Source organism: Streptomyces griseomycini, assembly GCF_014203535.1.
Classification (GTDB): domain Bacteria; phylum Actinomycetota; class Actinomycetes; order Streptomycetales; family Streptomycetaceae; genus Streptomyces; species Streptomyces griseomycini.
Genome location: NZ_JACHJI010000001.1, coordinates 110,960 through 137,194, shown reverse-complemented (window position 1 = coordinate 137,194; position 26,235 = coordinate 110,960). Strand labels below are relative to the sequence as shown.

Sequence of the window (26,235 nt, the reverse complement as noted above, 5' to 3'; positions counted from 1 at the left end):
CTCGTCTCCGGCCCGGGAGCGGTAGCGGGGGACGGGCAGGGGTACCCGGGTGTCCCCGACCGAGAGGAGGCGGTACACCGTGACCGGGACCATCGACCAACGACCGGTTCACGACGGGCACCACAGCGTGGGCGAGCTCGTCGGACAGGCCACCGAACAGCTCTCGCGGCTCGTGCGGCAGGAAATGACCCTCGCCAAGGTGGAACTGTCCGAGAAGGGCCGGCGCGCCGGGCGCGGCGGCGGGATGCTGGGTGCGGCGGGGGCGTTCGCCTACGCGGGGCTCCTCGCGCTGGCCGGTACGGGTGTCGCCGCCCTCTCGCTGGTGCTGCCCGTGTGGGCGGCGGCGCTGATCGTCACGGCGCTGCTGTTCGCCGTCGCGGGCGTGCTGGCCGTCGCCGGTCGCAGTCAGCTGCGCGGGGCCACGCCGCCCAAGCCCGAACGGACGATGGGCAGCGTGAGGGCCGATGTGGCGGAGATCAAGGGAAGGGCGCACCGATGACGCAGGAAGTGGCGCGCGCGGGTTCCCACGTGGACGCGAGCGCGGAGGGCGCGGCCACCGCTCAGGGAGCGAAGGGGCCGGACGAGCTGCGCAGGCAGATCGAGCGGACGCGGCACGAACTCGGCGACACCGTCGAGCAGTTGGCGGGCAAGATGGACGTCAAGGGGCGTGCGCGGGCCCGGGCGGACGACCTCAGGGACAAGGCCGGGGCGATGACCGTGCAGCTGCGGAGCAGCGTCGCCCACGCGGGGCAGGCCGGGTTGCGGTACCGCAGGCCGGTGCTGATCGCCGGGGCGGCGGCGGTGGTGGTCGTCGTCGCGGGCGCGGTGATGCGGCGGTACGCGGGGCAGTACGGCTGAGGGGCCGGGTGCCGGGCGCGGCTTGACCTGAAGTCGGGTTGAGGTCGGAGGGTGGGGTCGTCGCGTTCACCGAGCAGTGGAGACCGTCATGACCCGTCGCACGACCCGGCACCCCGACCTCACCGATCCCCGGATCGGCGCGTCCCTGTTCAGTACCTGGCGGGTGGGGACGCCCGAACGGCAGCAGGAGGCCGTCGAGGCGATCGGGCGGACCTGGGAGCGGCGGGCCTGGCCCGCTTCCGGTCTGCTCGGGTACCACGTCTACACGGGGGAGGACGGGGAGACCCTGCTGCACTACTCGCAGTGGGCGAGCGAGCAGGCGTTCGAGGCGTTCGCGAAGACGCACCGGCAGGAGCGGGTGGACGAGATCGACACGGTCGTGCCGGGGATCGAGCGGGTGGCGCTCCACCGCTACCGGCACTACCGCAGCGGTGCCCGGGAGGACGCGGGAGCGGTTCCGGGGTGCGTGGTGATCGTCGACGTCGAGTTCGACGGGCCCGACGCCGCACGGCAGCGGGCGTGGGTCGACGCCGTCCTCGAGGCCCTGGAGAGCGACCCGCGGCCGCACCCCGGGGGGATCTCCGCCCACTTCCACCTCGGGACCGACGGAACCCGGGTGCTCAACTACGCGGAGTGGGAGAGCGCCCGGGCGCACGCCGACGCGCTCGCCGCACCCGGTTCCGGGGTGGGCTCGGCGACCGCCGCGTGGGAGCGGGTGCAGAGGTGGCCGGGGCTGAGGAGCAGCACCGTCCGGCGGTACGAGCACGCTCTCGGGCTCGTGCCGCCGGACCGGGCACGGACCGGCCGCTAGGGGCGGAAGCGCAGGACCTGCGGGTCGTGGTCGCTGATCTGGTCGTGGAACTCGGCGTTGACGTGCACGCTGTCGTAGCTGAACGTGCAGCCGCGGCGGATCGACGGGCTGATCAGGATCTGGTCCAGGACCTGGCTGTTGCCCTGGTAGACGTAGGAGTAACGCTCGCTCTCCGGGAGGGACTTGACGGCCGACCAGAGGGTGCCGTCGCCCTCGAGGATCTCGGTCGTCTCCGAGAACTCGAAGTCGTTGATGTCGCCCAGGACGACGACGTCCGCGTTCTTCTGCGTCTTGAGGAGCTTGGCGGTGAAGTCGTGGACCGCCTTCGCCTGGAGGTGGCGCTGGGTCTCCGAGCCGCGGGACGGCGGCTGGTACTGCGAGGTGAGGCCCTGGTCACCGCCCTTGGAGGCGAAGTGGTTGGCGATCACGATGACCGTGCGGCCCCGGAAGACGAACTCGCCGGCCAGCGGCTTGCGGCTGTCCTCGAAGGCCTCGGACGTCGGGTCGATGCGGCCGGGGGAGACCGTCAGGGCCGCCCTGCCGCGGACCTCGGTGACGCCGACGGCCGTCGTGGCGTCGCCGCCCGCGCGGTCGGTGAAGGAGACCCGGTCGGGGTTGAACAGGAACGCCTGGCGGATGTTGCCGCCGGGCTGACCGCCGTCGGCCTTGTCGACGGGGTCGACCGAGCGCCAGTCGTAACGGGGGCCGCCGGCCGCCTCGATGGCCTCGATCAGCTTCGTCATCGTCGCGTCGGCGGCGACCGTGCCGTCGTCGGTGACGCCGTTGTTGTCCTGGATCTCCTCCAGGGACACGATGTCGGGCGAGCTCAGGTTGTCCACGATCGCGGCGGCGTGCGCGGCGAAGGTGTCGTCGGAGGGGTCGAGGTTCTCGACGTTGTAGGTGGCGACCGCCAGTTCGCCCGCGCGCTGCCTGCGGGTCGTCTCGCGCTCCAGGCCGCCCTCCTCGAGGGTGCCGAGCTCGTTCGCCACCAGGGTGTACCCGCCGTACTGGTTGAAGTCCAGGGGGCCCGTGGTGGTGCCGGTGAGGGTGTCGCCGACGTTCGCGTCGGGGAAGTCCGCGGCGCGGCCCAGGGACTGGATCTGGAGGCGGCCGGTGTTCTGGGCGTCGTAGGAGCCGTAGACCGTGCCGCCGCGGCGGTTGCGGTTCTCCCACGGCTTCACCGTGACCCAGAGCTCGGTGTGCGGGTCGGTGGCGCCCACCACGCGGGCGTCGGAGACCTGGACGTTCATGCCCTCCAGGGACTCGTAGCGGTCCAGGGCGTACGTGGAGGGGCGCAGCGGGAGGGCGTTGACCGAGCCGTTCGCGGCGGGGTCGCCGGCCGGGGCGTAGGCGGCGGGGACGGACCGCGCGTCGACGACGGTGGCGGCCGGGACCGGGTTGCCGCTGGAGACGACCGTGAAGGTGGCGCGCGTGATCTCCGTCAGGGACTGGTTGCCGGAGGAGGTGCCGCCGGGGACGTACTCCGTGACCGTGCCGGAGACGGTGACGGCGTCGCCCACGGCCACGCCCTTCGGGGTCGAGCCCGTGAAGACGAACACGCCCTCGCTGGTGGCGGGGTCGGCGTCCGGGGCCGGGTCCTGGATCCAGAAGCCCCGGGACGAGCCGTAGGTGCGGATGCCGGTGACGATTCCGGCCACGTCGGTGACCTGCTCACCGGCGTACGGGGACATGCGGGTGTCGCCCTGGATGTCGTGGATGCGCACGGTGTCGGCGTGCGCGGGCGAGGTGACCAGGACGGTGGACGCCGCGGAGCACACGGCGGCGACGGTGAGCGCGGCGAGGCGCGTGGACGACTTGCTCGGCAACGGATTCCCTCCGGGGACGTGTGGAGCGCCGGGACGAGGGTGGAGCGTGGACGGCGGGAGCCGCGACCGGTGGTGGCGGCGCGGCGCGCGGGGAGAGCCGACGGGCGCGGGGCCGGCCCCGAGAGGCCCGGTGAACAACTGTCCGCCGACTTCTACGCGCGTCAATCTCCTGCCTGGCCAGGTCACTTGTCAAGGTTTCGGCCATGTACGGGCGCTGAAGGGGAGATGAAGTGGGCGGCATGGGTGGAAATCCGTCTAGGCTGAGCGGCTGAGTCATCACAGGCGCCCTAGGAGAACCGGCCGATGTCAGACAGCTCCCCCCTGCCGCCGGCGCGGCTGCACCCCGAAGCGGAGCTGGCGCGTGACGCGCTGTCCACCCCGTTGCTGTCCCGGGCCGCCCGGCTCGCCCGCTGGGCCGGGCCGGGGACCAGGGTCGACGCCGGCGGCGGACTCGTCGACGAGCAGCTGCCGGAGGCCGCCGAGGTGCTCGGACTGAGCGGCCCGGACGCCGCGGCCGACGCCAGTGAGGCCTGGCGCGTCGCGGTGGACGCCGGGCTCGTCGAGGTGGTCGACGAGGAGGAGGGGACGGTCGCGGCCGGCGCCGGCCTGGCGCTGCTCACCGGCGGGTCGCCGCAGGACGTGCTCGGGGTGTGGCTCGCCGCCCTGGAGACGGTGCTCGCCGACGCGAGCGTGCCCGACCTGGGCGGGCTCGTCGACGCCATCGCCGCGGAGGACGGGTCCGGCACGCTCGACCTCGACTCCCTGGACTGGGACCCCGAGGCCGAGGCGGAGTTCCTCGACGGCGTGCTCGGCAACCTGTACCTGCTGACCGTCGGCGGGGACGAGCCCACCGGAACGCCGGTGCCGCTGCCCGCGCTGGCCGCTTCCGTACTCGTCCCCGGCGACATGGCCGAACCGACCGACGCCGTCCTCGAGCAGGTGTCGGACGCCATGGTGCGGCTGGACGACCAGTTCCGCACGCTGGAGCCGGTGGGACTCGTGGAGTACCGGCCGGTGGACGAGGCGCTGCTGAACGACGCCGGCGACGATTCGGCGGCGTCGGTGGACGACACCGACGTCTCCCGCTACGGCATGGTGCGGCTGACCCCGCTCGGACTGTACGGACTGCGCGCCCGGCTGCTGGAGGCCGGGTTCGCCGCCCCGGCGGTCGGGGACCTCGCGGACAAGGGCGCCGACGCGCTGCTCGACGGCACGGCCGCCTTCCCGCCGACGGCGGCCCACGCGGAGACCGAGCACTGGCTGGCCCGGCGCGACCCCCTCACCGCCGCACGGGAGCTGCTGGCGGCGGCACGCGGGACGGACGGGGGCGCGCCGCTGCGGCGGCTGCGCTGCCAGCAGGCGCTGTCGCTGGTCGGACTCCCGGCCGAGCCCGCCCTGCGGGAGGTGCTCGACGACGCCGAACTCGGCGGCCTGGCGCGGGTGTGGCTGACCGAGCACGGGGCGGCCGACGTGCCGCCCCCGTCCGAGGCCATGATCTTCTGGCTGACCGTCGACACGGTGGCCGCCCAGCTCGCGGCCGAGGGCAACTCCGAGGAACTGCGCGCCCTGGTGGAAGGACTGGCGCGCCAGCACAGCGGCTTCTTCGCCGCGGCCTGGCGGGTGGATCACCCGGCCACGGCGGACGTGCTGGAGGCGATGGGCCGGCTGCACCCGGACAAGAAGATCGCCAAGGAGGCCCGGAAGGCGGCGTTCAAGGCCCGGTCCCAGCACGGGGGCTGAGGCGCGGTCCCGGCACGGGGGCTGAGGTCCGGTCCCGGTACGGGGCTGGGGCGCGGTCGGACGCGCGGTGTCCCCCGGCCCCGGCGGGGCGCCGGAGGACCGGGACGCCGGCGGCCGCGCGGGCCCGGTGGCGGTCCCCCGCGGTTCACGCAAGCGGGGCACGGCGTGACCTCCGGAGTTCAACCGGAGTTCAGGCCCGGGCGGGAGCGTGACGGCGCACGAGGTCCGCCACCCTCCACGGCACATCCACCGTCACAGGAGACACCATGTCGCTCACCCGCAGGGACTTCGCCAGGAACTCCGCGATCGCCGGTGCCGGTGTCGCACTGGTGGGCAGCGTCGGCGCCCTCTCCTCCGCACCCCACGCCCTCGCGACCGCCGAGACCGAGAGCGCGGACGAGCGGTCCGAGACCGCGGCGGACCGGCACGGCGGAGTCGGTTACGGCCCCCTCGTGCCGGACCCGGACGGCATCCTCGCCCTGCCCGCCGGCTTCACCTACCGCGTCCTCACCCACACCGGGAAGACCCGGCTGGAGTCGGGCGAGTTCACGCCGGCCGAGCACGACGGCACGGCCGCCTTCCCCGGCCCGCGCGGCAGCACCCTCCTGGTCAACAACCACGAGATGGACGGCCCGCGCGACGAGGCGGAGTTCCCCGTCCCGCTCACCGAGGGCCTCGTCTACGACCCGGCCGCGCCCGGCGGCTGCACCGTCGTCGAGGTGCGCCCCGACGGCAGCGTCGCCGAATGGGTCGCCATCGCCGGCACCGCCAACAACTGCGCGGGCGGCAGCACCCCCTGGGACACCTGGCTCACCTGCGAGGAGAACTCCGACCGCGCCGGCGAGAACGGCATGACCAAGGACCACGGCTACGTCTTCGAGGTCGACCCCGCCGACCGGCGCGCCAACCGCGACCCCAAGCCCCTGAAGTTCTTCGGCCGCTACGACCACGAGGCCGTCGTCATCGACGTCAGGCGCGGCCACGCCTACCTCACCGAGGACGCCGACGAGCCCAACGGCCTGTTCTACCGCTGGACCCCGCCGGAGGGCTTCCGCCACGGCCCCGGCAGGTTCCGCACCCTCGCCGACGACGCGGGCGTCCTCCAGGCGCCCAAGTGCTACGACTCCGGTGGCCGGTTCGTCGACGACCTCTCCCGCGCCACGAGGACCGGCACGGTGTACGGCGTCGACTGGGTGGACGTGCCCGACCGCGACGCCCGCGAGGTCGCCGTGCGCGAGCAGTTCGGACCCGGCGAGGTCACCCGCGCCCGCAAACTGGAGGGCATGTGGTGGGGCGACGGCGGGGCGTACTTCGTCTCCTCGTACGCCCGTGAGGAGAGCCCGGTCCGGCACGACGGCCAGGTCTGGTTCTACGACCCCGGGCGCCGCACCCTGACCCTGAAGGTCCTGCTCGGCGTCAACCGGAACCCCGCCGAGGACGGCGCCTTCGACGGCCCCGACAACATCACCGTCTCCCCGTACGGCGGCCTGATCATCGCCGAGGACGGCGAGGGCGTGCAGCACCTGTTCGGCGCCACCGACAGCGGACGCACGTACCCCATCGCCCGCAACGAGGTGAACATCGGCACCGAGGAGGAGCCGGAGTTCAGCGAGTTCACCGGCGTCACCTTCTCGCCCGACGGAAAGACCCTCTACGCCAACATCCAGGAGCCGGGCATCATGCTCGCCATCACCGGCCCGTGGAAGCGGCAGAAGCGCCGCTGAGATCCCGCCGCGATTAATTCGTTGGCCCGGCCCTCGGCCGTCCTCCTAGAGTGATGCACGTCCAGGTGCGAAGGCAGGACCTACTTCCACTCATAATGGGGCGGCCGCGGGTTCGAGTCCCGCCACCGGCACCACGCGCCGGTGTAGCTCAGGGGTCAGAGCACCATCGTCGGTTCCGCCGGCCTCGATCTCTGGACACCACAACTTCACGCACCTCCCGGTGCGCGGGCGACGGCTCCTTCGTTGTGATCGAATCCAGGCCGCCGCCGATCTGATCTCGGGAGGCGCAGCACTTGATGGGTGCCCGGTGCGCAGGCAGCGGATACTTCTCGGATCGGGTTCACTGCGGGTTCGAATCCCGTCGTCGACCCCCGGTCGACGTGGCGGAAGTGGAAGACGCGCCTGACTGTTCCGTCGCCGACTCGTTTCTCGGGCACCTTCCCCTGTCGCGCCTCCCTCCGAAACGGACATGAATTCGGGGGAATTCACCATGGCGCGATTCAACACCCGGGCCGCCAGGGCGCAGCCGACGTCGCGGGTGACGTCGACCGGCCGCGTGCTGCGGACCTGCGAGGGCGGCCGCGGACAGGAGCGGGAGGTCCGCTCCGAGCTCTTCCTGCTCGCCGTGTCCGACCTCGTGACGCAGCGGACCTTCTACGAGACCGGCGCCGACCGCGACGACCGGTTCGCGAAGCTCGTCCGCGAACTCGCCGTCACCGACCCCTCCTGGACCGCCGGCCTGCTCGGCTGGCTGCGCGGCGAGGGCAACCTGCGGACGGCCTCGATCGTGGGCGCCGCCGAGTACGTCAAGGCCCGCCTGGAGGCAGGCGCGACCGACGGCCCGTCCAACCGCCAGGTCGTGGACTCCGTGCTGCGGCGGCCCGACGAGCCCGGCGAACTCCTCGCGTACTGGACCGCCCGGTACGGCCGGAACATCCCCAAGCCCGTCAAGCGCGGCGTCGCCGACGCCGTGCGCCGGCTCTACGGCGGCAGGGCGCTGCTGAAGTACGACACCGCCTCCAAGGGCTACCGCTTCGGTGACATCCTCAACCTGGTGCACGCGGCCCCCGACCCGGACAAGCCGTGGCAGGGCGAGCTGTTCCGGTACGCCCTCGACCGCCGGCACCGCCCGGACACCGCGGTGCCGCCCGCCTCGGACCATGTCCTCACCGCCCACCGCGAGCTGATGGCGCTGCCCGTCGAGGAGCGGCGCGCGGTCGTCGCGGCGCCCGACGGGGCCGAGCGGCTCGCGGCGGCGGGCATCACCTGGGAGGCGCTGGCGGGCTGGCTGCAGGGACCGATGGACAAGGCGGCCTGGGAAGCCGTGATCCCGTCCATGGGCGCGATGGCCCTCGTCCGCAACCTGCGGAACTTCGACGGGGCCGGGGTCTCGGACGAGGTGGCGGCGCGGGTCGCCGCCCGCATCGCCGACCCGGCGGAGGTCGCGCGGTCGCGGCAGTTCCCCTTCCGGTACCTCGCCGCGTACCGGCACGCGCCGTCGCTGCGCTGGTCGTACCCGCTGGAGCAGGCGCTCGGCCACTCGCTGGCCAACGTGCCCGCGCTGCCCGGCCGCACCCTGGTGCTCGTCGACCGCTCGGGCTCGATGTTCCACTCGAGGATGTCGGACCGCTCCGAGCTCACCCGCGCGGACGCGGCGGCGGTCTTCGGCACCGCGCTCGCGCTGCGGGCGGCGAAGGCGGACCTCGTGGAGTTCGGCTCGACGAGCAAGCCGGTGCGGTTCCGCCGGGGCGAGTCCGTGCTGAAGGTCCTCGACCGCTTCGGCGACCTCGGCGGCACCGACACGACCGAGGCGGTGCGCCGGCACTACAAGGGGCACGACCGGGTGCTGATCGTCACCGACGAGCAGTACGCCCACAGCCGGTACGGCGACCCGACCGAGCAGGTCCCGGCCGACGTGCCCGTCTACACCTGGAACCTCGCCGGGTACCGGGCGGGCCACGGCCCGTCGGGCACGGCGAACCGGCACACCTTCGGGGGCCTCTCGGACGCCGCTTTCCGCATGGTCCCGCTGCTCGAGGCCGGTCGGAACGCCGACTGGCCGTGGACCGCCTGAGGTGACACCGGGCGCCCCCTGGCGGGCGCCCGGTGTTTCCTGCGAGTCGCTACAGCGCCTGGGCGGCGGGCTTCACCATGCCCCGCACCGTGCGGGACTTCACGAAGTCGCCCATCGCGGTCATCTCCCACTCGCCGGAGAACTGGCGGATCAGCTTCGCCATCATCACGCCCGTCTGCGGTTCGGCGCCCGTGAGGTCGAAGCGGACCAGTTCCTCGCCCGTGGTGGCGTCCAGCAGTCGGCAGTACGCCTTGGCGACCTCGGTGAACTTCTGGCCGGAGAAGGAGTTGACCGTGAAGACCAGGCCGGTGACCTCCATGGGGAGCCGGCCGAGGTCGACGGTGATCACCTCGTCGTCCCCGCCGCCCTCACCGGTGAGGTTGTCGCCGGAGTGGCGGATCGCGCCGTTCACGATCTGGAGCTTGCCGAAGTAGCAGCTGTCGATGTGGTTGCGCTGCGGGCCGTAGGCGATGACCGAGGCGTCCAGGTCGATGTCCTTGCCGCGGTACGCCGGCTCCCAGCCGAGGCCCATCTTGACCTGGGAGAGCAGCGGGCGGCCGCCCTTCATCAGGGAGACGGTCTGGTTCTTCTGGAGGCTGACCCGGCCCTTGTCGAGGTTGATCTTCCCGGTGCCGGGGGCGGCGGCGGGCGGGGCCGGGGGCGCGGCGGGCGCCGGAGGCGCCTGCGGAGCGGCCGCCGGCGGGGCCGGCGGAGCGACCGGCTGCTGGGGTGCGGGGGCCGGCTGGGCCGGAGCGGCCGGTTCCTCGACCGTGACGCCGAAGTCGGTGGCGATGCCGGCCAGGCCGTTGGCGTAGCCCTGGCCGACCGCGCGGACCTTCCAGACGCCGCCCCGCAGGTAGATCTCGACCACGACCAGGGCGGTCTCGGTGCCGAGACGCGGGGGAGTGAAGGTGGCCAGGACGGCGTTGTCGTCCGCGTTGCGGACGGTGGCCGTCGGTTCGATGCCCTGGAAGGTCTGGCCGGCGGCGTCGGGGCTCGCGGTGACGACGATCTTCTCGATGCCGGGGGGCACGGCCGTGGTGTCGACCGTGATGGCGTCGGGGGCGGTGCCGCCGCCGGAGCGGTAGGTCACGCCGGGGCCGGCGGGCTGGTTGTAGAAGATGAAGTCGTCGTCGGAGCGCACCTTGCCGTCGGCGGTGAGCAGCAGGCCCGATACGTCGAGCCGCACGGGCGCGGCGACGTCCACCGTCACGCGGGCGGTGGGGAGGGGGATGTTCGAGCCGGGGGTCATAGCGGTCATGCCGGGTGAACGAGCGAGGCCGTTTTACTGTTCCCTTACCTGGGATCCGTTTGACGCGGTCGGCTCCCGTCCCGGCTCGGCGCCGGTTGCGGGGGTGGGCGCGGGCGGTGCGTTCGTTGCCGCGCTCGTGGTTCCCGGTCCAGCGGGCCATGACGAGCTGGGGGCCGGAAGCGGAGGTGACCCCGGTGAGGAAACGGGTGGCCCGGTCTCCGTGCAGGACGGTCGCGGGGCGGTTGTGGTGGGTGACGCGGACGGTTCTGCCGGCGTGGGCCTCGTGGGCGAAGCCGTTCGGTCTTGGGCATGCCGGGGACGGTACGGGGGCGGGGGCGGAGCGCCCGGGGATTTTCGCCCCCGCCCCCGCCCCCGTCCCGTCCCCCGGGGGGGACTGCCCCCGGGACCTCCGCCGGCCTTCGGACCCGTCCTCGGACACGGGGCGGGCCGGAGGACGGTTCGCCCGGCGTCCGGGAGACCTCAGGGCACGACCACGATCTTCCGGCCCACGCCCGCCGCGAACTGGTCCAGGGCCTGGGGGTACCGGTCCAGCGGGAGGCGGTCGCTGATGAAGACGTCCGGGTCCAGGACGCCACCCGCGAAGAGTTCCGCCGCCCGCTCGTAGCTGTGCAGGACGGCCATCGACCCGGTGATCGTGATCTCCTGGTTGTAGATCCGGTACGGATCGATCCGCACGCGCGTCGCGTAGTCGGCGACCCCGAACTGGAGGAAGGTGCCGGCCTTGGCGACGCGGTCCAGGCCGTCCTGGATCGCCGCCGCGTTGCCCGTCGCGTCGATGACGACGTCCCAGCCCTGCGGGCGGTCCAGCTCGTCGGCGTTCGCCGCCGAGGCCGAGACGCCGAGGCGGACGGCCGTCTCCAGCCGCGCCGGGTTCAGGTCCACCACGTCCACGCTCGCCGCACCGGTCCGCTTCGCCAGCTCCAGCATCATCAGGCCCATGGTCCCGGAGCCGTAGATCAGGACGTGGGCGCCGAGGCGGGACCGGAGCACGTCGTAGCCGCGCACCGCGCAGGACAGGGGCTCGATCAGCGCCGCGTCCTGCGTGCGGACGTGCTCGGGGAGCCTGACGCAGTTCGCCACGGGCGCCACCGCGTACCGGGCCGCGCCGCCCGCCGTGGTGACGCCGATCGCGGCCCAGCGTTCGCAGAGGTTGTTGTGGCCGGTGCGGCAGTAGCGGCACTCGTGGCAGTAGAGGGAGGGGTCCACCGCGACCCGGTCGCCGACCGACACCTCCGTGACCTGGGAGCCGACGCCGACCACCTCGCCCGCGAACTCGTGCCCCGGCACGATCGGGAGCTCGGGCGCGAACTCGCCCTGGAGGATGTGCAGGTCCGTGCCGCACAGCCCGCAGGCCGCGACCTCGACGACGACCTCGCGCGGCCCGGGCGTCGGGTCCGGGACCTCGGTGACGACGGCCTTGCCCACGGACTCGATGACGGCGGCCTTCATTTCACGGCTCCCAACGACAGGCCCTGGACGAGTTTGTCCTGGGCGGCGAACCCCGCGGCGAGCACCGGCAGGGAGATGACGAGCGACGCGGCGCACACCTTGGCCAGGAACAGGCCCTGGCTGGTGATGAAGCCGGTCAGGAAGACGGGGGCGGTCTCGGCGACCACGCCCGTCAGGACCCGGGCGAACAGCAGCTCGTTCCAGCTGAAGATGAAGCAGATCAGGGCCGTGGCCGCGATGCCGGGCAGGGCGATCGGCGCGACCACGCGGGCCAGCACCGTCGGCAGCCGGGCGCCGTCGATCTGCGCGGCCTCGATCACCGCGACCGGGACCTCGGCGAGGAAGGACTGCATCATCCACACCGCGATCGGCAGGTTCATGGAGGTGTAGAGGACGACCAGCAGCCAGATGTTGTCGAGCAGCCCGGCGTTCTTGGCGAACAGGTAGATCGGCAGCAGGCCCGCGACGACCGGCAGCATCTTGGTGGAGAGGAAGAAGAACAGGACGTCCGTCCACTTCCTCACCGGGCGGACGGAGAGGGCGTAGGCCGCGGGCAGGGCCAGGAGGAGGACCAGGAGCGTCGAGGTCACGGACGCGACCGTCGAGTTGATCAGGGCCGGCCAGGGACTCGCGCCGCCGCCCGCGCCGAAGAACTCGCGGTAGCCGTCCAGGGTGAGGGCGGCGGTGAAGGACGGCGGGTTGGTGGCCGCGTCCGCCTCGGAGTGGAAGGACGTCAGGGCCATCCAGGCGATGGGCAGGAAGAAGACGATCCCGGCCAGCCAGGCCACCAGGCCCAGACCCGCTCCCTTGCGGAACCGGTCGCGGCCGCGTACGGCGACGGTGCTCATGCGCGGGACACCTCCTCGCGGAACAGGGACGACACCACGCGCAGGGCGAAGGTCGCGATGACGATCGAGCCGATGACGACCAGGACGCCGGCGGCCGAGGCGAGGCCGTTCTCGTGGGCCTGGTAGAAGGTCTGGTAGACGGTGTAGGGCAGGTTGGCGGTGCCCAGGCCGCCGGACGTGATGGTGAAGACCGCGTCGAAGTTCTGCACGATGTAGATCGAGCCGAGCAGGGCCCCCAGTTCGAGGTAGCGGCGCAGGTGGGGCAGGGTCAGGTGGACGAAGATCTGCCAGTCGCCCGCCCCGTCGACCCGGGCGGCCTCGATCTGCTGCTGGTCCCGGCTCTGCAGTCCGGCGAGGATGATCAGCATCATGAACGGGGTCCACTGCCACACCAGCGCGGCCTCCACGGCGAGCAGCGGGGTGTTCGAGATCCAGTCCGGCTGCGGGCCGCCGACGTAGTGCAGCAGGCCGTTGAGCAGGCCGTACTCGGGGTTGTAGAGGACGTGCTTCCACAGCAGGGCCGCCGCCACCGGGACCACCAGGAACGGGGCGATGAGCAGGGTGCGCACGACGCCCCGGCCGCGGAACCTCCGGTCCAGCAGCAGGGCGAGGAGCAGCCCGAGGACCAGGCTGGCCAGGACGACCGCGACGGTCAGCAGGATCGTCGTCCAGACCGACTTGCGCAGGTCCGCGTCGGTGAGGACCTCCCGGTAGTTCTCGAAGCCGGCGAAGCTGCGGGCGTCGGGGTACAGGGAGTTCCAGTCGAAGAAGGAGATCACCAGGGTCGCCACGAAGGGCAGCTGGGTGACCACGATCATGAAGATCAGGGCGGGCAGCAGCGGGGCGCGGGTGGCCCAGGCGCGCAGCCGGGCGGAGGGCCGGCGGCCGGCGGCGGGCAGGTCCGGTGCGGCCACGGGGGCCGTCGTCGTGGCGGTCATCGTCCCTCGTACTCCTCGGCGATCTCTTCTGCGAGCTGCTGGGACTTCCTCAGGGCCGACTCGACGGACTGGCGTCCGGCGATGGCCGCGCTGATCTCCTGGGAGACCCGGGTGCCGAGATCGGTGAACTCCGGGATGCCGACGAACTGGATGCCGGGCGCGGGGCGCGGCTGCACGCCGGGGTCGTTCGGCCGGGCCTGCTCGATGGCCTCCTTGGTCATCTCCTGGAAGGCGGCGGCCTCCGCGCGGTAGGCGGGGTTGGCGTAGGTGGAGGCGCGCTTGCCGGCCGGCACGTCGGACCAGCCGATCTCCTCGCCGACCAGCTGCTCGTACTCCTTGCCGGAGGCCCAGGAGACGAACTTCCAGGCGTCGTCGGGGTTGCGGGAGGCGTCCTGGATGCCCCAGGCCCAGGTGTAGAGCCAGCCGGAGGACTCGGTCTTCTCGACGGGCGCGGGGGCGTAGCCGACCTTGCCCCTGACGGGGGAGTCGGCGGACTCCAGGGAGCCGGCCGCGGAGGTGGCGTCGTACCACATGGCGACCTTGCCCTGGGTCATGTTGTTCAGGCACTCGGCGAAACCGGCCTGGGCGGCGCCGGACTCGCCGTGCTCGCGGACCAGGTCGACGTAGAACTTCGTCGCCTCCTGCCACTCGGGGGAGTCGAGCCCGGCGTTCCAGTCCTCGTCGAACCAGGTGCCGCCGAAGGTGTTCACCACGGTGGTCAGCGGGGCCATGACCTCGCCCCAGCCGGGCAGTCCGCGCAGGCAGATGCCCTTCATGCCCGGTTCGGCCCCGTCGAGCCGGGCGGCGAGGTCGGCGACCTGCCGCCAGGTCGGCTCGGCGGGCATCTCCAGGCCCTCCTTCGCGAAGACGTCCTTGCGGTACATCAGGAAGGACGACTCGCCGTAGAACGGCTGGCCGTAGAGCTTGCCGTCGTCGCCGGTGAGGGACTGGCGCATCGGCTCGAGGACGTCCTGCTGGTCGTAGCCCGGGTCCTCGTCGGCGTAGGAGTCCATCTCCTTCAGCCAGCCGTTGCGGGCGTAGATGGGGATCTCGTAGTTGGACAGGGTGGCCACGTCGTACTGGCCGGCCTGGTTGGCGAAGTCCTGGCTGATCTTGTCGCGGACGTCGTTCTCCGGCAGCACGGTGAAGTTGACCTCGATGCCGGTGTCCTTGGTGAAGTGGTCCGCGGTCAGCTTCTGCAACTCGACCATCTGCGGGTTGTTGACCATCAGGACGTTGATGGAGTCACCGCCGGATCCGGCCCCGCCCGCCCCGACCCAGCAGCCGGACAGCAGCGGGGCGAGCAGCGTCCCTGCGGCGGCCGCGGCGAGTGCGGCTCGCGGCGGCCTCCGTCGGCTCTGGGTTCGCATGGATCACTCCTCGACGAAAGCGGTCGTACGGGGGGACAGCGGGCGTCGCCCGGCGTGGCTCGACCCCGTGGGGACGTGGAACGGTGTGCTGATGCACCGATGTGCTGGTGCGGTGAGTGCTGATCCGCCGGTGTGCCTCAGACCCGGACGACCTGCGGCCCGAGCAGGGAGTAGCGGTGGGCCTCGGCCGCCGGGAGCAGCGTGCTCGTCACGATCGCCTCCAGCGCGCCGACCTCGGCGAACCGGCAGAAGCTGACCGCTCCGAACTTGGTGTGGACGCCCGCGAACACCACCCGGCGGGCGGCCCGGACCGCCTGTGCCTTGACCTCGCTGACCGCCGGGTCGGGCGTGGTCAGACCGTGTTCGCGGGAGATGCCGTTGGCGCCGATGAACGCCAGGTCGATGACGAAGCCGGAGAGCATCTTCGTCGTCCAGTGGTCGACGGTGGCGAGGGTGCCGGAGCGGACCCGGCCGCCGAGCAGCAGGACGGAGGCGGTGCCGGTCCCGGCGAGCACGCCCGCGACCGGCAGGGAGGCGGTGACCACGGTGAGCGGCCGGTCGCGGGGCAGGGCCTCGGCGATGAGCTGCGGGGTGAAGCCCTCGTCGACGAAGACCGTCTCGGCGTCCCCGAGCAGCCCGGCCGCGGCGGCCGCGACCCGGCGCTTCTCGGGGACGTGGCTGGTGGCGCGGAAGGCGAGCGTCGTCTCGAAGCCGGCGCTCTCCACCGGGTAGGCGCCGCCGTGGGTGCGGCGCACCAGGCCGTGGTCCTCCAGGGCGCGCAGATCCCGTCGTACGGTCTCCTTGGCCACGCCCAGATCGGCGGCGAGCGCGGTGACGTCGACCGAGCCGGTGGCGCGCGCCACCCGCACGATCTCCCGTTGGCGCTCCTCGGCCGTCCGGTGGCTCATGGTCGGCACCCGCTTCCTGGTCTCGCCGCGTCTCACGGCATCCCGCTGCCCGTTCGGGCCCGGCGGGGCCCGTGCAGGAAGTTCTACAGCGGGGACGCGGCGCCGACCAGGTCTGCTGCGGGCCCGGTCGTGCCCGGTTGTGCCCGTTCGGCCCGCACCGTGCCCGCCCCGGACCTGGGAGAGCGCGGGCCGGGGCGTGGGAGCGGGCGGCGCGGGTGCCCGCATGCGGCGGCGGGCGGGCCCGTTCGGTGCCCGCCCGCCGCCGTGAGCGTCGATTTCGCGCCGCCGGGGCGCGCGTGGACGCGGGTCAGTACGGCCAGATCGGCGGGTCGGTGACGAAGTGGCCGCCGAGACGGGTGTGCGCCGGGTTGTCCGGGTCCAGCTCGCCCTGCTCGGCGATGAGCTTCTCGGCGTACGGCTCGGAGTCGTCCTGCGGGTCGTAGCCGAGGGCGCGCGCGGAGGTGAGGTCCCACCACAGGCGGGTGTTGGCGGAGGAGCCGTGGACGACGGTGTGGCCGACGTTCTCGGCGGTCAGGGCCGCGTGGAGGAGGCGGGCGCCGTCGGCGGGGCTCATCCACACCGAGAGCATGCGCACGCTGGTCGGCTCGGGGAAGCAGGAGCCGATGCGCACGGAGACGGTCTCCAGGCCGTGCTTGTCCCAGTACAGCTGGGCGAGGTCCTCGCCGAAGCACTTGGACAGGCCGTAGAAGGTGTCGGGGCGGTGCGGGACGTCGACGGGGATGAGGGGGTCGTCGCCCCGCGGGTGCGGGGTGTAGCCGACGGCGTGGTTGGAGGAGGCGAAGACGACGCGTCCGACGCCCTCCTCGCGGGCCGCCTCGTAGAGGTGGTAGGTGCCCTCGATGTTCGCCTTGAGGATCTTGTCGAAGGAGGCTTCCAGGGAGATGCCCGCGAGGTGGATGATCGCGTCGACGCCGCGGACCGCCTCGCGCACGGCCTCCCGGTCGGCGAGGTCCGCGACGATCGCGTCCGGTTCGCCCTCGATCGGGCGCAGGTCGAGCAGGCGCAGCTCGTAGCCGTAGTCCGGGAGCAGTTCCCGCATCAGGGTGCCGAGTCCGCCGGCGGCGCCGGTGAGCAGAACGGTGCGGGGAGCGGGCATCCTCGGGTCTCCTTGGGTCGCCGGCCGTGCGCACGAAGCAGGTGCGAACGTGCACATGGGCGCACGGCATTCATATGCGTGGACACGCTAAGGAGGCGGGGCGCGGCCCGTCAAGTGTCCCGCGTCCCGCCGTGAAACGGAAGAATCCGCTGGTGCGTGACGGGTTGTCGTGCTTGACCGGCGTCCCGGGGGCGGCTTAGCGTGAGCGCGTTCAGAAATATAGACACCAATCAAGAACATGGACCTGGGAGAGCTTGTGACGCCAGCCCCTCTCGCCGCCCGACTCAGTATCCCCAGCGGGCCGCTGTTCTTCCCGGTCACCGCGTACGGGGCCGACGGCGCCGTCGACCTCGACACCTACCGGGTCCACGTACGGCGCGGGGTGGAGGCCGGGGCCGCCGCCGTGTTCGCCTGCTGCGGCACCGGGGAGTTCCACGCGCTGACGCCCGAGGAGTTCGAGATGTGCGTGGCGGCCGCCGTCGAGGCCGCCGGGGGGCGCGTCCCGGTCGTCGCGGGCGCCGGCTACGGCACCGCCCTCGCCGTCCGCTACGCCCGGCTCGCCGAGCGCGCCGGGGCCGACGGACTGCTCGCCATGCCGCCGTACCTGGTCCGGGCCGCCCAGGAGGGCCTGCTGCGGCACTACCGGGAGCTGGCCGCGGCGACCTCCCTGCCCGTGATCGTCTACCAGCGCGACAACGCCGTCCTCACCCCCGGCAGCGCCGTCGAACTGGCCCGCACGGACGGGATCATCGGCCTCAAGGACGGCCACGGCGACCTCGACCTCATGCAGCGGACCGTCAGCGCCGTGCGCACCGCGGCCCCGGGCGACTTCCTCTACTTCAACGGGCTGCCCACCGCCGAACTGACCCAGCCCGCCTACCGCGGCATCGGCGTCACCCTCTACTCGTCCGCGGTGTTCTGCTTCGCCCCCGAGATCGCCCTCGCCTGCCACACGGCCTTCCGCACCGGCGACGAGGCCACCGCCCACCGCCTGCTGGACGGCTTCTACCGGCCCTTCGTCGAACTGCGCGCCCAGGGCAGCGGCTACGCCGTCTCCCTCGTCAAGGCCGGCGTACGGCTGCGCGGGCTGGACGTCGGGGAGGTGCGGCCGCCGCTGCACGAGCCGGCCGGGGATCATGTCAAGCAGCTCGCCCGGCTGATCGAGCGGGGACACGCGCTCCTCGAGGAGGACATGTGAAGGCGTCGGCATTCGTCTACCCCTGGGACGTCAACGGGGACCCGGAGGCACCCGCACGGCTCGCCGCACTCGGCACCGCGCAGGTCACGCTCGCCTCCGCCTACCACTCCACGCGCGCGCTGACCCCGCGCCACCCGCGCCACCGCATCGTCACCGCCGAGCACGCGGCCGTGCTCTACCCGGCCGGCGAGCACTGGGCCGGCCGCACCCCGCGCCCCTACCCGGCGGGCGACTGGGCCCCCGGCGACGCCTTCGGCGAGGCCGCCGCCGCGCTCGCGGACGCGGGCCTGGAGGTGCACACCTGGGTCGTCCTCGCGCACAACTCCCGCCTCGGCGCCGAGCACCCGGACACCTCGGTGGTCAACGCCTACGGGGACCGCTACCCCTGGGCGCCGTGCATCGCACAGCCGGCCACGCGCGCGTACCTGACCGACCTCGCCGCCGAGGCGGCGGTCCGGCCCGGGGCGCGCGGCACCGAACTGGAGTCCCTCGGCTGGTACGGGCTGGCCCATCTGCACGCCCACGACAAGACCGCCGGCGTCGGCCTCGGGGACGCCGGGCAGTACCTGATGTCCCTGTGCTTCTGCCCGTCCTGCCGGGAGGGCTACGGGGCCCGGGGCCTGGACGCCGACGGGCTCGCCGCCGCCGTGCGCACCGCGCTGGAACCGGTGTGGCGGGGGGCGCCCTCCGACGGGGGCTGGACGGGGGTCGAGAAGCTCCTCGGCGAGGCGACGGCGGACGCCACGCGCGCGTGGCGCGACGAGACGGCCCGCACGCTCCAGGAGACGACGGTCCGGGCGGTGCGGGACGCGGCACCCGAGGGCTTCCAGGTGCTGCTGCACGCGGACCCGGTGTCGTACCACTGCGGCGCCAACGCCGGCGTCGACCCCGCGCACGTCCTCGCCGTGGCCGACGGCGTGGTGGTGCCCTGCACGGGCGGCGCGGGCCTGCTCACGCCGTTCGCGCGGGAGGCCCGGACGGACACCGTCCTCGCCGCCAACTTCACGGTGGTCTCCGGCATGGGCGGCAGCCCCGGCACCCTCGCCGCCGACGCCGCACGCGCGCGTGAGCTCGGCGCGACGGAACTGCGGCTGTACCACGCCGGACTGGCTTCCGACGGCGACCTGGACGCGGTGCGCTCCGCGCTCGCGGGGAGGTGAGCCGGCGGCCCCGGGCGGGGACGCGTTCACGCCGGGCCGGCGTCCGGCGGTGACCCGGGCGCCGCGGCGCCCGCCGGGCACCGCGCGAGCCGCACCGAGGTCACCAGCAGCACCACCCCGAGGGCGGGCAGCAGCAGCCGGAGGTCGGCCAGTTCGACCAGGGCCGCGCCCACGGCCAGCCCGATCACGTTCGGCGTGAACACCAGGGAGTGGGCCGTGGCGGTGACCCGGCCCAGCAGCCCGTCCGGCGTCTCCCGCTGCACGGCGGTCAGGACGGCGATCAGCACCGCGGGCAGCCCCGCGCCGATCGCCGCGCCGGCCACCAGGGCCACGTGGTCGTGCGGGACGGCCCGCGCCGCCACCGCCACCGCCAGGAGGGCGGTCCCGGCCGCCGCGAACCGCCGCCCGCCCAGCCGCCGCAGGGCGGGCCCGGCCAGCAGCCCGACCGCCACCGAACCGGCGCCCTGGGCGGCGTACAGCACGCCGGCGTACGCGGGCGAGCGCCCGAGGGAGTCGACGACGGCGTAGACCGTGGCGCCGTTGACGCCCGCGCACAGCATCGTCACGCCGCCGGCCCGGACGAGCGGACGCAGCCGGGGGTGCGCCCACAGGTACCGGGCGCCCTCGGCCGTCCGCCGTCGCCAGTTCGCCGCCGGCCGCTCCGGCGGCGCCTCGCGCACCCGGAGAGCGGCGTACAGGCCCGTGGCCAGCACGAACGTCGCCGCGTCGAGCAACGCCACGCTCGGGCCGCCGTAGGCCGCGTAGAGGGCGGCCCCCGCCAGCGGGGCGAGCAGTTTCATGCCCTCGTCGGCGGTCGTGCGCAGCCCGTTGAAGTCGCCGAGCAGACGCGTGCCGACGACGGCGGTGACGAGCGCCGACTCGGCCGCGTCGTGCACGACGCCCGCCGCGCCGTACAGGAACAGGACCGCGAACAGCGGCCACGGGCCGCCCGCGGAGCCGAGGGCGAAGAGGCCGAGCAGGAGGGCGGCGAGCGCCAGGTTCACGGTGACCAGCAGGGGCTTGCGCCGGGTGCGGTCGGCGAGCGTGCCCAGCGCCGGGCCCGCCAGGGTCGGCGCCCACAGGGCGAGCGTGCACAGCGCGGCCAGCCCGTCGGAGCCGGTGAGGTCCTTCACCCACACACCGGACGCCAGCCACAGCGCCGAGGTGCCGAAGCCGGAGACCACCACCCCGGCGAGGTACAGGCCCGCGTTGCGGTCGCGCAGCACGCGGGCCCCCGTCCAAGTCGTCGTCATGCCCGGTCATCGTGGTCCTAAGGCGGGGGTGTCGGCATCGGGCGGATGCCTTACGGCGACGGTGGGCGCCCGGGCGGGAGCACGCGGCGCATGAGGCCGACGGGCGCGGCCGGCACGCCGTTCGGACCATGGGGTGGAGACGGGATCGAGGCCGCGAGGTGAGAGAGGGGCCGCCGTGGAACGGACGCTCGAGGTGATCGTCGTCCCGGTCTCCGACGTGGACCGGGCCAAGGAGTTCTCCACGGACCGGTGCGGCTTCCGCCTCGACATCGACGCCCCGCTCTTCGAGGGGCCCCGGTTCGTGCAGCTCACCCCACCCGGTTCGCGCTGTTCCGTCGTCCTGGAGGCGGGCGCGCCGGTGTCGCCGGGGCGGCCGCGGATGGCGCCGGGCTCGCTCCAGGGCCTCCAGCTCTGCGTCACCGACCTCGACGCGGCCAGGGACACGCTCGTGGCACGCGGGGTCGAGGTCGGCCCGGTGCGGCACGCGGGGCCGTCCGGCTGGGCGGACGGCAGGGGCGCCGAGCCCTGGAACTCCTACCTCTCCTTCCGGGACCCCGACGGCAACGGCTGGGTGGTCCAGGAGGCCCCGAGCCCGCTCACCCGGCGCTGACGGGCCGCCGCGCACCGGCGGCCGATGAGTTCCGCGCCCGCGCCCGGTCCACCCCGTCGCCCACCGACCCCCTCCGGGAGCAGCCGATGACCGACACACCGCTCGACCTCGGACCGCAGGCGCGGATCGTGGCGCGCCTCGCCGAGCGCGTCACCGAGGAGCAGCTGACCGACCCGACCCCGTGCCCGGAGTACCCGGTCCGCGCCCTGCTGGGCCACCTGGCCGGGCTGGCCGTCGCCTTCCGCGACGCCGGCCGCAAGGACCTCGGCGTCACCACCGACACCGACCCGGGCGCCGCCCTGCCGGACACCGGCCCCGGCCGGCGCGGGGAACTGCCCGCCGTGCTGGAGGAACTCGCCGAGGCCTGGCGCGACCCGGCCGCCTGGACCGGCACGACCCGGGCCGGGGGCATCGACCTGCCGGGCGCGACCGCCGGTGCCGTCGCCGCCGGCGAACTGGTGATCCACGGCTGGGACCTGGCCCGCGCCACCGGCCGGCCGTACGCGCCCGACCCCGCCGCGCTGGACGCGGCGCACGCCCTCCTCCTGGCCGCCGCCGAGGACTCCGACCGGGGCGGCGGCATCTTCGGCCCCGTCGTCCCCGTCCCGCCCGACGCCCCGCTCCTGGACCGGGCGGTCGGGCTGAGCGGCCGGGACCCGGGCTGGACGCGGCCCGCGTGAGGCACGCGCGCGGCCCGCGCGAAGCGCGCGGGGGCGGCGAAAAACACGGGTGGGGACCGGGGAGCGCCGCGTAGCCTCCCCGCATGTCCCTCACCCTCACCGTCCTCGGCACCGCCTCCCCGCACCCCGGCCCGGACCGCCCGTGCTCCGGGTACCTGCTGCGCGGCGGGGGCGCCGAGGTGTGGGTGGACGCCGGGACCGGGACGTTCGCGGAGTTGCAGCGGCACACCGATCCGGCGCGGATCGACGCCGTGTGGATCTCCCACCTGCACGCCGACCACAGCGCGGACCTGCTCGCGGCGTTCTACGGACTTGCCTACGGGGGGCTCACCCCGCCCGAGCCCGTCCCGGTGTACGCGCCGGACGGCTGCGCGCAGCGCCTGGCGGGGTTCCTCGGCCGCCCGGACGCCGGCTTCCTGCGCGGGACCCTCGACGTCCGGCCGCTGTACGACGGGCACGTCGCCCGCCACGGCGACCTGACCCTCACCGCCCGCGCCGTCGCGCACGACGTCGAGGCCTACGGGCTGCGCGCCGCGTGCGCGGGGAAGGTGTTCGCCTACTCCGGGGACAGCGGACCGTGCGCCGCCCTCACGGAACTCGCCCGCGACGCCGACCTGTTCCTCTGCGAGGCCGACGTCGACGGGCATCGCGACGGCGAACGGGTGCACCTGACGCCCGAGGACGCCGGCGCCACGGCCCGGGCGGCGGGCGTGCGGGAGCTGCTCGTCACGCACGTCGGGCCCACGCTCACCCCCGAGGCGGCGACCGCCCGGGCCGCCGCGTCCTTCGGCGGCCCCACCGCCACCGCGCGGGAGGGCCGCACGCACCGCGCGTGAACGGCAACAAGAAGTTTCTTCGTCAGAACCGTTGACGAAACACAGGGCCACTTCTACGGTCATCGCGTCGTACTTCGTACGTCATATATGAGACGCGATACGCGAGATCCGATACGCGAGATCCGAGAGGCGCGCATGACCTCTGTGCCCACCCCGATCCCCTCCCGCACGCAGTACGTGCTGGAGGAGATCAAACGCCGCATCCTCACCGGCCTGCTGACGCCGGGTCAGGCCTTGGTCGAGACCGACCTCGCCGCACAGTTCGGGGTGTCCAAGACCCCGGTGCGCGAGGCGCTCAAGACCCTGGCCGGCACCGGTCTGGTCGTGATGAGCCAGTACAAGGGCGTCACGGTGCGCATGGTCGACGCGGACATGGCGCGCGAGGTCTACGACGTGCGCCTGCTCCTCGAGCCCGAGGCCCTCAAGCGCGCCGTGCGGCGCGGCGCCTCCCTCGACGCCGCCCGCTCCGCGCTGACCCGGGCCGACGAGGCCGACGACACCGCCGAACGGTCGCTCGCCAACCGCGAGTTCCACCGCGCCCTCTACCTGCCGTGCGGCAACCCGCTGCTCGGCCGGATGCTCGACGAGGTCCGCGACCAGGCCGCCCTCGTCTCCGCCGTCGCCTGGGCCGCCGACCCCTCCTGGGAGCGCGAGGCCAGCGAACACCGCGAGATCCTGCGGCTCGCCCTCGATGGGGACGCCGACGGCGCGGCGCGCGCCCTGCACGCGCACATCGCGTCGTTCGTGCGGCGGGCGTTCCCCGAGGCGGGGTTCGAGATCCCGGAGACCACGCAGACGCGGAACGCCCCGGAAGCCCAGAAAGAGGACGGTCAGGCATGACAACGACGTTCGAGACCCAACGGGCGGCCCTGGCCGACGTGGTGGCGATCCCGGTGACCCCGTTCGCCGCGGACGGCTCCGTCGACCCCGGCACCTACCGGGCCCTGCTGCGTCGTCTCCTCGACGGCGGCATCACGACCCTCACCCCCAACGGCAACACCGGCGAGTTCTACGCCCTCACCCCCGAAGAGCGCCGCCTGGTCACCGAGCTGACCGTCGAGGAGTCCGGCGGGCGTGCGGCGATCCTGGTCGGCGTGGGACACGACGTGCCCACCGCGGTCGCCTCCGCGCGGCACGCCCGCGAACTCGGCGCGCAGATGGTGATGGTGCACCAGCCCGTCCACCCCTACGTCTCGCAGAGCGGCTGGGTCGACTACCACCGCGCCATCGCCGAGGCCGTGCCCGAGCTGGGCGTCGTCCCGTACATCCGCAACGCGCAGCTCACCGGCGCCCGGCTCGCCGAACTCGCCGACGCCTGCCCCAACGTCATCGGCGTGAAGTACGCCGTGCCGGACGCGGCGAGGTTCGCCGCCTTCGCCCGGGACGCCGGCCTCGACCGGTTCGTGTGGGTGGCGGGGCTCGCCGAGCCGTACGCGCCCTCCTACTTCTCGGCGGGCGCCACCGGCTTCACCTCCGGGCTGGTCAACGTCGCCCCGGCCGTCTCGCTGAACATGATCGAGGCGCTGCGCTCCGGCGACTACCCGGCCGCCATGAAGGTGTGGGAGCAGATCCGCCGCTTCGAGGAGCTGCGCGCCGCCAACGGCTCCGCCAACAACGTCACCGTCGTCAAGGAGGCCCTCGCCTCCCTCGGCCTGTGCCGCCGCGAGGTCCGCCCGCCGTGCAAGCCCCTGCCCGAGAGCGAGCGCGCCGAGGTCGCCGCCATCGCCGCCGGATGGTCCGCATGAGCGCCCCGGACCGGCGCAAGCGGCCGGAGGAGCTGCGCAGCCACCAGTGGTACGGCACCGACGGACTGCGCTCCTTCAGCCACCGCGCCCGCACCCGCCAGCTCGGCTACCTGCCCGAGGAGCACCTGGGCAAGCCGGTCATCGCGATCCTCAACACCTGGTCCGACATCAACCCCTGCCACGTCCACCTGCGGGACCGCGCACAGGCCGTCAAGCGGGGCGTCTGGCAGGCGGGCGGCTTCCCGCTGGAGTTCCCGGTCTCCACCCTCAGCGAGACCTTCCAGAAGCCGACCCCGATGCTCTACCGCAACCTCCTCGCCCTGGAGACCGAGGAGCTGCTGCGGTCCTACCCGGTCGACGGGGCCGTGCTGATGGGCGGCTGCGACAAGTCCACGCCCGCGCTGCTCATGGGCGCGGCCAGCGCCGACCTGCCCACCGTCTTCGTGCCGGCCGGGCCCATGCTGCCCGGTCACTGGCGCGGGGAGACCCTCGGCTCCGGCACCGACATGTGGAAGTACTGGGACGACAAGCGGGCCGGCGTCATCGGCGACTGCGAGATGCAGGAGCTGGAGAGCGGCCTGGCCCGTTCGCCCGGCCACTGCATGACGATGGGCACGGCGTCCACGCTGACCGCCGCCGCCGAGGCCCTCGGCGTCACGGTCCCGGGCGCGTCCAGCATCCCGGCGGTCGACTCCGGGCACGACCGGATGGCCGCGAAGGCGGGCATGACGATCGTCGACCTGGTCCACAGGGACCGGAAGCTGAGCGACATCCTCACCGCGGAGGCGTTCGAGGACGCGGTCACCACCGTCCTCGGGCTCGGCGGCTCCACCAACGCCGTGATCCACCTGATCGCCATGGCCGGCCGCGCGGGCGTGAAGCTCACCCTCGACGACTTCGACCGCATCGCCCGCACCGTCCCGGTGCTCGCCAACGTCCGCCCCGGCGGACAGACCTACCTGATGGAGGACTTCCACTTCGCCGGCGGTCTGCCCGGGTTCCTCTCCCGGATCCCGGACCTGCTCCACCTGGAGCGGCCCACCGTCTGCCACGACACCCTGCGCGAGCAGATCGCCGGGGCGCAGGTGCACGACGACGACGTCATCCGGCCCCGCGACAACCCGGTCGCGGACGAGGGCGGGGTGGCCGTGCTGCGCGGCAACCTCTGCCCGGACGGCGCCGTCATCAAGCACATCGCCGCCGAACCGCACCTGCTCAAGCACACCGGTCCCGCCGTCGTCTTCGACGACTACAAGGAGATGCAGCGCACCATCAACGACCCGGCGCTGGGCATCACCGCCGACCACGTGCTGGTGCTGCGCAACGCCGGTCCCAAGGGCGGCCCGGGCATGCCCGAGTACGGGATGCTGCCGCTGCCCGACCACCTGCTCAAGCAGGGCGTGCGGGACATGGTGCGGATCTCCGACGCCCGCATGAGCGGGACGAGTTACGGCGCGTGCGTGCTGCACGTCGCCCCCGAGTCGTACGTCGGCGGACCGCTGGCCCTGGTGCGCACCGGGGACTCGATCACCCTCGACGTCGAGAACCGGACCCTCCGGCTCAACGTCGACGACGAGGAGCTGGAGCGCCGCAGGGCGCGGTGGACGCCGCCGCCCGTGCGCTACGAGCGCGGTTACGGAGCGCTCTACCAGGACCAGATCACCCAGGCCGACACCGGCTGCGACTTCGAGTTCCTCGCCCGGCCGGGCACGGTGCAGGACCCGTACGCGGGCTGAACCGCCGTCCCGCAGGGACCGCACACACATACGAAGAAAGCGCTTCACCCGCTCACGCACGACATCGCACGACGTACCGAG

At 73.5% G+C, this 26,235-nt stretch carries 23 protein-coding genes and 1 pseudogene; 14 read left to right on the top strand and 10 right to left on the bottom strand.

The features are described 5' to 3' along the window. Positions 1-79 precede the first annotated feature (79 nt). The 3 genes from FHS37_RS00635 (at position 80) to FHS37_RS00625 (ending at position 1,669) form a co-directional block, all read left to right on the top strand. Positions 80-499, top strand: a complete 420-nt coding sequence (locus tag FHS37_RS00635) for a phage holin family protein (RefSeq protein ID WP_184816991.1) — start codon at positions 80-82, stop codon at positions 497-499. Then, positions 496-858, top strand: coding sequence for a DUF3618 domain-containing protein (locus FHS37_RS00630; protein WP_184816990.1), 363 nt, complete (start codon positions 496-498; stop codon positions 856-858). The genes FHS37_RS00635 and FHS37_RS00630 overlap by 4 nt, the downstream gene beginning before the upstream one ends. 88 nt (positions 859-946) lie before the next feature. Further along, complete coding sequence (locus FHS37_RS00625) at positions 947-1,669, top strand: antibiotic biosynthesis monooxygenase (RefSeq protein ID WP_184816989.1); 723 nt, start codon at positions 947-949, stop codon at positions 1,667-1,669. Here FHS37_RS00625 and FHS37_RS00620 read toward each other — a convergent pair. Further along, positions 1,666-3,495 carry a DUF8508 domain-containing protein gene (locus tag FHS37_RS00620; protein ID WP_184816988.1) on the bottom strand — a complete coding sequence of 610 codons (1,830 nt, stop codon included), beginning with the start codon at positions 3,493-3,495 and terminating at the stop codon, positions 1,666-1,668. The two genes, FHS37_RS00625 and FHS37_RS00620, sit on opposite strands and share 4 nt — an antisense overlap. 303 nt (positions 3,496-3,798) lie before the next feature. Between FHS37_RS00620 and FHS37_RS00615 the strand changes: the two genes are divergently transcribed. The 3 genes from FHS37_RS00615 (at position 3,799) to FHS37_RS00605 (ending at position 9,033) form a co-directional block, all read left to right on the top strand. Further along, positions 3,799-5,235, top strand: a complete 1,437-nt coding sequence (locus FHS37_RS00615) for a hypothetical protein (RefSeq protein WP_184816987.1) — start codon at positions 3,799-3,801, stop codon at positions 5,233-5,235. Positions 5,236-5,501: 266 nt separating this feature from the next. Next, the gene (locus tag FHS37_RS00610; protein ID WP_184816986.1) at positions 5,502-6,959 is read left to right on the top strand and encodes an alkaline phosphatase PhoX; all 1,458 of its coding nucleotides are present in this window, start codon (positions 5,502-5,504) and stop codon (positions 6,957-6,959) included. Between the two features lie 490 nt (positions 6,960-7,449). Then, the gene (locus FHS37_RS00605) at positions 7,450-9,033 is read left to right on the top strand and encodes a TROVE domain-containing protein (RefSeq protein WP_184816985.1); all 1,584 of its coding nucleotides are present in this window, start codon (positions 7,450-7,452) and stop codon (positions 9,031-9,033) included. A gap of 49 nt (positions 9,034-9,082) precedes the next feature. On the opposite strand, the gene FHS37_RS00600 is transcribed toward FHS37_RS00605, so the two are convergent. From FHS37_RS00600 to FHS37_RS00570, 8 genes and pseudogenes are all read right to left on the bottom strand, one after another. Then, positions 9,083-10,285 carry a TerD family protein gene (locus tag FHS37_RS00600; protein ID WP_184817680.1) on the bottom strand — a complete coding sequence of 401 codons (1,203 nt, stop codon included), beginning with the start codon at positions 10,283-10,285 and terminating at the stop codon, positions 9,083-9,085. 88 nt (positions 10,286-10,373) lie between these two features. Further along, positions 10,374-10,637, bottom strand: a pseudogene (locus tag FHS37_RS40950) (hypothetical protein); the annotation flags it as partial. A gap of 128 nt (positions 10,638-10,765) precedes the next feature. Next, positions 10,766-11,755: a zinc-dependent alcohol dehydrogenase family protein gene (locus FHS37_RS00595; RefSeq protein ID WP_184816984.1), complete on the bottom strand. Its 990-nt coding sequence runs from the start codon at positions 11,753-11,755 to the stop codon at positions 10,766-10,768. After that, the gene (locus FHS37_RS00590) at positions 11,752-12,603 is read right to left on the bottom strand and encodes a carbohydrate ABC transporter permease (protein ID WP_184816983.1); all 852 of its coding nucleotides are present in this window, start codon (positions 12,601-12,603) and stop codon (positions 11,752-11,754) included. Before FHS37_RS00590 ends, FHS37_RS00595 begins: the two co-directional genes overlap by 4 nt. Beyond that, entirely contained in the window at positions 12,600-13,541 is a 942-nt protein-coding gene (locus tag FHS37_RS00585) for a carbohydrate ABC transporter permease (protein WP_184816982.1), read from the bottom strand. The genes FHS37_RS00590 and FHS37_RS00585 overlap by 4 nt, the downstream gene beginning before the upstream one ends. Then, positions 13,538-14,911, bottom strand: a complete 1,374-nt coding sequence (locus tag FHS37_RS00580) for an ABC transporter substrate-binding protein (RefSeq protein WP_184816981.1) — start codon at positions 14,909-14,911, stop codon at positions 13,538-13,540. Before FHS37_RS00580 ends, FHS37_RS00585 begins: the two co-directional genes overlap by 4 nt. Before the next feature lie 137 nt (positions 14,912-15,048). Continuing rightward, positions 15,049-15,819, bottom strand: a complete 771-nt coding sequence (locus FHS37_RS00575; RefSeq protein WP_184816980.1) for a DeoR/GlpR family DNA-binding transcription regulator — start codon at positions 15,817-15,819, stop codon at positions 15,049-15,051. A 307-nt stretch (positions 15,820-16,126) separates the two neighbouring features. Further along, positions 16,127-16,936, bottom strand: coding sequence for an NAD-dependent epimerase/dehydratase family protein (locus FHS37_RS00570; protein WP_184816979.1), 810 nt, complete (start codon positions 16,934-16,936; stop codon positions 16,127-16,129). Positions 16,937-17,192: 256 nt separating this feature from the next. Between FHS37_RS00570 and FHS37_RS00565 the strand changes: the two genes are divergently transcribed. Next, complete coding sequence (locus FHS37_RS00565) at positions 17,193-18,134, top strand: 5-dehydro-4-deoxyglucarate dehydratase (protein ID WP_229890068.1); 942 nt, start codon at positions 17,193-17,195, stop codon at positions 18,132-18,134. Then, complete coding sequence (locus FHS37_RS00560) at positions 18,131-19,294, top strand: hypothetical protein (protein ID WP_184816977.1); 1,164 nt, start codon at positions 18,131-18,133, stop codon at positions 19,292-19,294. Before FHS37_RS00565 ends, FHS37_RS00560 begins: the two co-directional genes overlap by 4 nt. A gap of 26 nt (positions 19,295-19,320) precedes the next feature. On the opposite strand, the gene FHS37_RS00555 is transcribed toward FHS37_RS00560, so the two are convergent. Then, positions 19,321-20,547, bottom strand: a complete 1,227-nt coding sequence (locus FHS37_RS00555) for an MFS transporter (protein WP_184816976.1) — start codon at positions 20,545-20,547, stop codon at positions 19,321-19,323. A 175-nt stretch (positions 20,548-20,722) separates the two neighbouring features. Between FHS37_RS00555 and FHS37_RS00550 the strand changes: the two genes are divergently transcribed. From FHS37_RS00550 to araD, 6 genes are all read left to right on the top strand, one after another. Then, the gene (locus tag FHS37_RS00550) at positions 20,723-21,157 is read left to right on the top strand and encodes a VOC family protein (protein WP_184816975.1); all 435 of its coding nucleotides are present in this window, start codon (positions 20,723-20,725) and stop codon (positions 21,155-21,157) included. 86 nt (positions 21,158-21,243) lie between these two features. Continuing rightward, on the top strand, positions 21,244-21,837 hold the full coding sequence (locus FHS37_RS00545; RefSeq protein ID WP_184816974.1) for a TIGR03086 family metal-binding protein: 594 nt from the start codon (positions 21,244-21,246) through the stop codon (positions 21,835-21,837). Positions 21,838-21,920: 83 nt separating this feature from the next. Beyond that, on the top strand, positions 21,921-22,673 hold the full coding sequence (locus FHS37_RS00540) for an MBL fold metallo-hydrolase (protein WP_184816973.1): 753 nt from the start codon (positions 21,921-21,923) through the stop codon (positions 22,671-22,673). 135 nt (positions 22,674-22,808) lie between these two features. After that, complete coding sequence (locus tag FHS37_RS00535) at positions 22,809-23,513, top strand: GntR family transcriptional regulator (protein WP_184816972.1); 705 nt, start codon at positions 22,809-22,811, stop codon at positions 23,511-23,513. Further along, complete coding sequence (locus FHS37_RS00530) at positions 23,510-24,418, top strand: dihydrodipicolinate synthase family protein (protein WP_184816971.1); 909 nt, start codon at positions 23,510-23,512, stop codon at positions 24,416-24,418. Before FHS37_RS00535 ends, FHS37_RS00530 begins: the two co-directional genes overlap by 4 nt. Then, complete coding sequence (gene araD, locus FHS37_RS00525; RefSeq protein ID WP_184816970.1) at positions 24,415-26,154, top strand: L-arabinonate dehydratase; 1,740 nt, start codon at positions 24,415-24,417, stop codon at positions 26,152-26,154. The genes FHS37_RS00530 and araD overlap by 4 nt, the downstream gene beginning before the upstream one ends. Positions 26,155-26,235 lie beyond the last annotated feature (81 nt).

Excerpts from the sequence above, each read along its gene's own strand:
- FHS37_RS00630 (WP_184816990.1), top strand. The coding sequence starts at position 496 with ATGACGCAGGAAGTGGCGCGCGCGGGTTCCCACGTGGACGCGAGCGCG.
- FHS37_RS00625 (WP_184816989.1), top strand. The coding sequence starts at position 947 with ATGACCCGTCGCACGACCCGGCACCCCGACCTCACCGATCCCCGGATC.
- FHS37_RS00615 (WP_184816987.1), top strand. The coding sequence starts at position 3,799 with ATGTCAGACAGCTCCCCCCTGCCGCCGGCGCGGCTGCACCCCGAAGCG.
- FHS37_RS00610 (WP_184816986.1), top strand. The coding sequence starts at position 5,502 with ATGTCGCTCACCCGCAGGGACTTCGCCAGGAACTCCGCGATCGCCGGT.
- FHS37_RS00605 (WP_184816985.1), top strand. The coding sequence starts at position 7,450 with ATGGCGCGATTCAACACCCGGGCCGCCAGGGCGCAGCCGACGTCGCGG.
- FHS37_RS00600 (WP_184817680.1), bottom strand. The coding sequence starts at position 10,285 with ATGACCCCCGGCTCGAACATCCCCCTCCCCACCGCCCGCGTGACGGTG.
- FHS37_RS00595 (WP_184816984.1), bottom strand. The coding sequence starts at position 11,755 with ATGAAGGCCGCCGTCATCGAGTCCGTGGGCAAGGCCGTCGTCACCGAG.
- FHS37_RS00590 (WP_184816983.1), bottom strand. The coding sequence starts at position 12,603 with ATGAGCACCGTCGCCGTACGCGGCCGCGACCGGTTCCGCAAGGGAGCG.
- FHS37_RS00585 (WP_184816982.1), bottom strand. The coding sequence starts at position 13,541 with ATGACCGCCACGACGACGGCCCCCGTGGCCGCACCGGACCTGCCCGCC.
- FHS37_RS00580 (WP_184816981.1), bottom strand. The coding sequence starts at position 14,911 with ATGCGAACCCAGAGCCGACGGAGGCCGCCGCGAGCCGCACTCGCCGCG.
- FHS37_RS00575 (WP_184816980.1), bottom strand. The coding sequence starts at position 15,819 with ATGAGCCACCGGACGGCCGAGGAGCGCCAACGGGAGATCGTGCGGGTG.
- FHS37_RS00570 (WP_184816979.1), bottom strand. The coding sequence starts at position 16,936 with ATGCCCGCTCCCCGCACCGTTCTGCTCACCGGCGCCGCCGGCGGACTC.
- FHS37_RS00555 (WP_184816976.1), bottom strand. The coding sequence starts at position 20,547 with ATGACGACGACTTGGACGGGGGCCCGCGTGCTGCGCGACCGCAACGCG.
- FHS37_RS00545 (WP_184816974.1), top strand. The coding sequence starts at position 21,244 with ATGACCGACACACCGCTCGACCTCGGACCGCAGGCGCGGATCGTGGCG.
- FHS37_RS00540 (WP_184816973.1), top strand. The coding sequence starts at position 21,921 with ATGTCCCTCACCCTCACCGTCCTCGGCACCGCCTCCCCGCACCCCGGC.
- FHS37_RS00535 (WP_184816972.1), top strand. The coding sequence starts at position 22,809 with ATGACCTCTGTGCCCACCCCGATCCCCTCCCGCACGCAGTACGTGCTG.
- FHS37_RS00530 (WP_184816971.1), top strand. The coding sequence starts at position 23,510 with ATGACAACGACGTTCGAGACCCAACGGGCGGCCCTGGCCGACGTGGTG.
- araD (WP_184816970.1), top strand. The coding sequence starts at position 24,415 with ATGAGCGCCCCGGACCGGCGCAAGCGGCCGGAGGAGCTGCGCAGCCAC.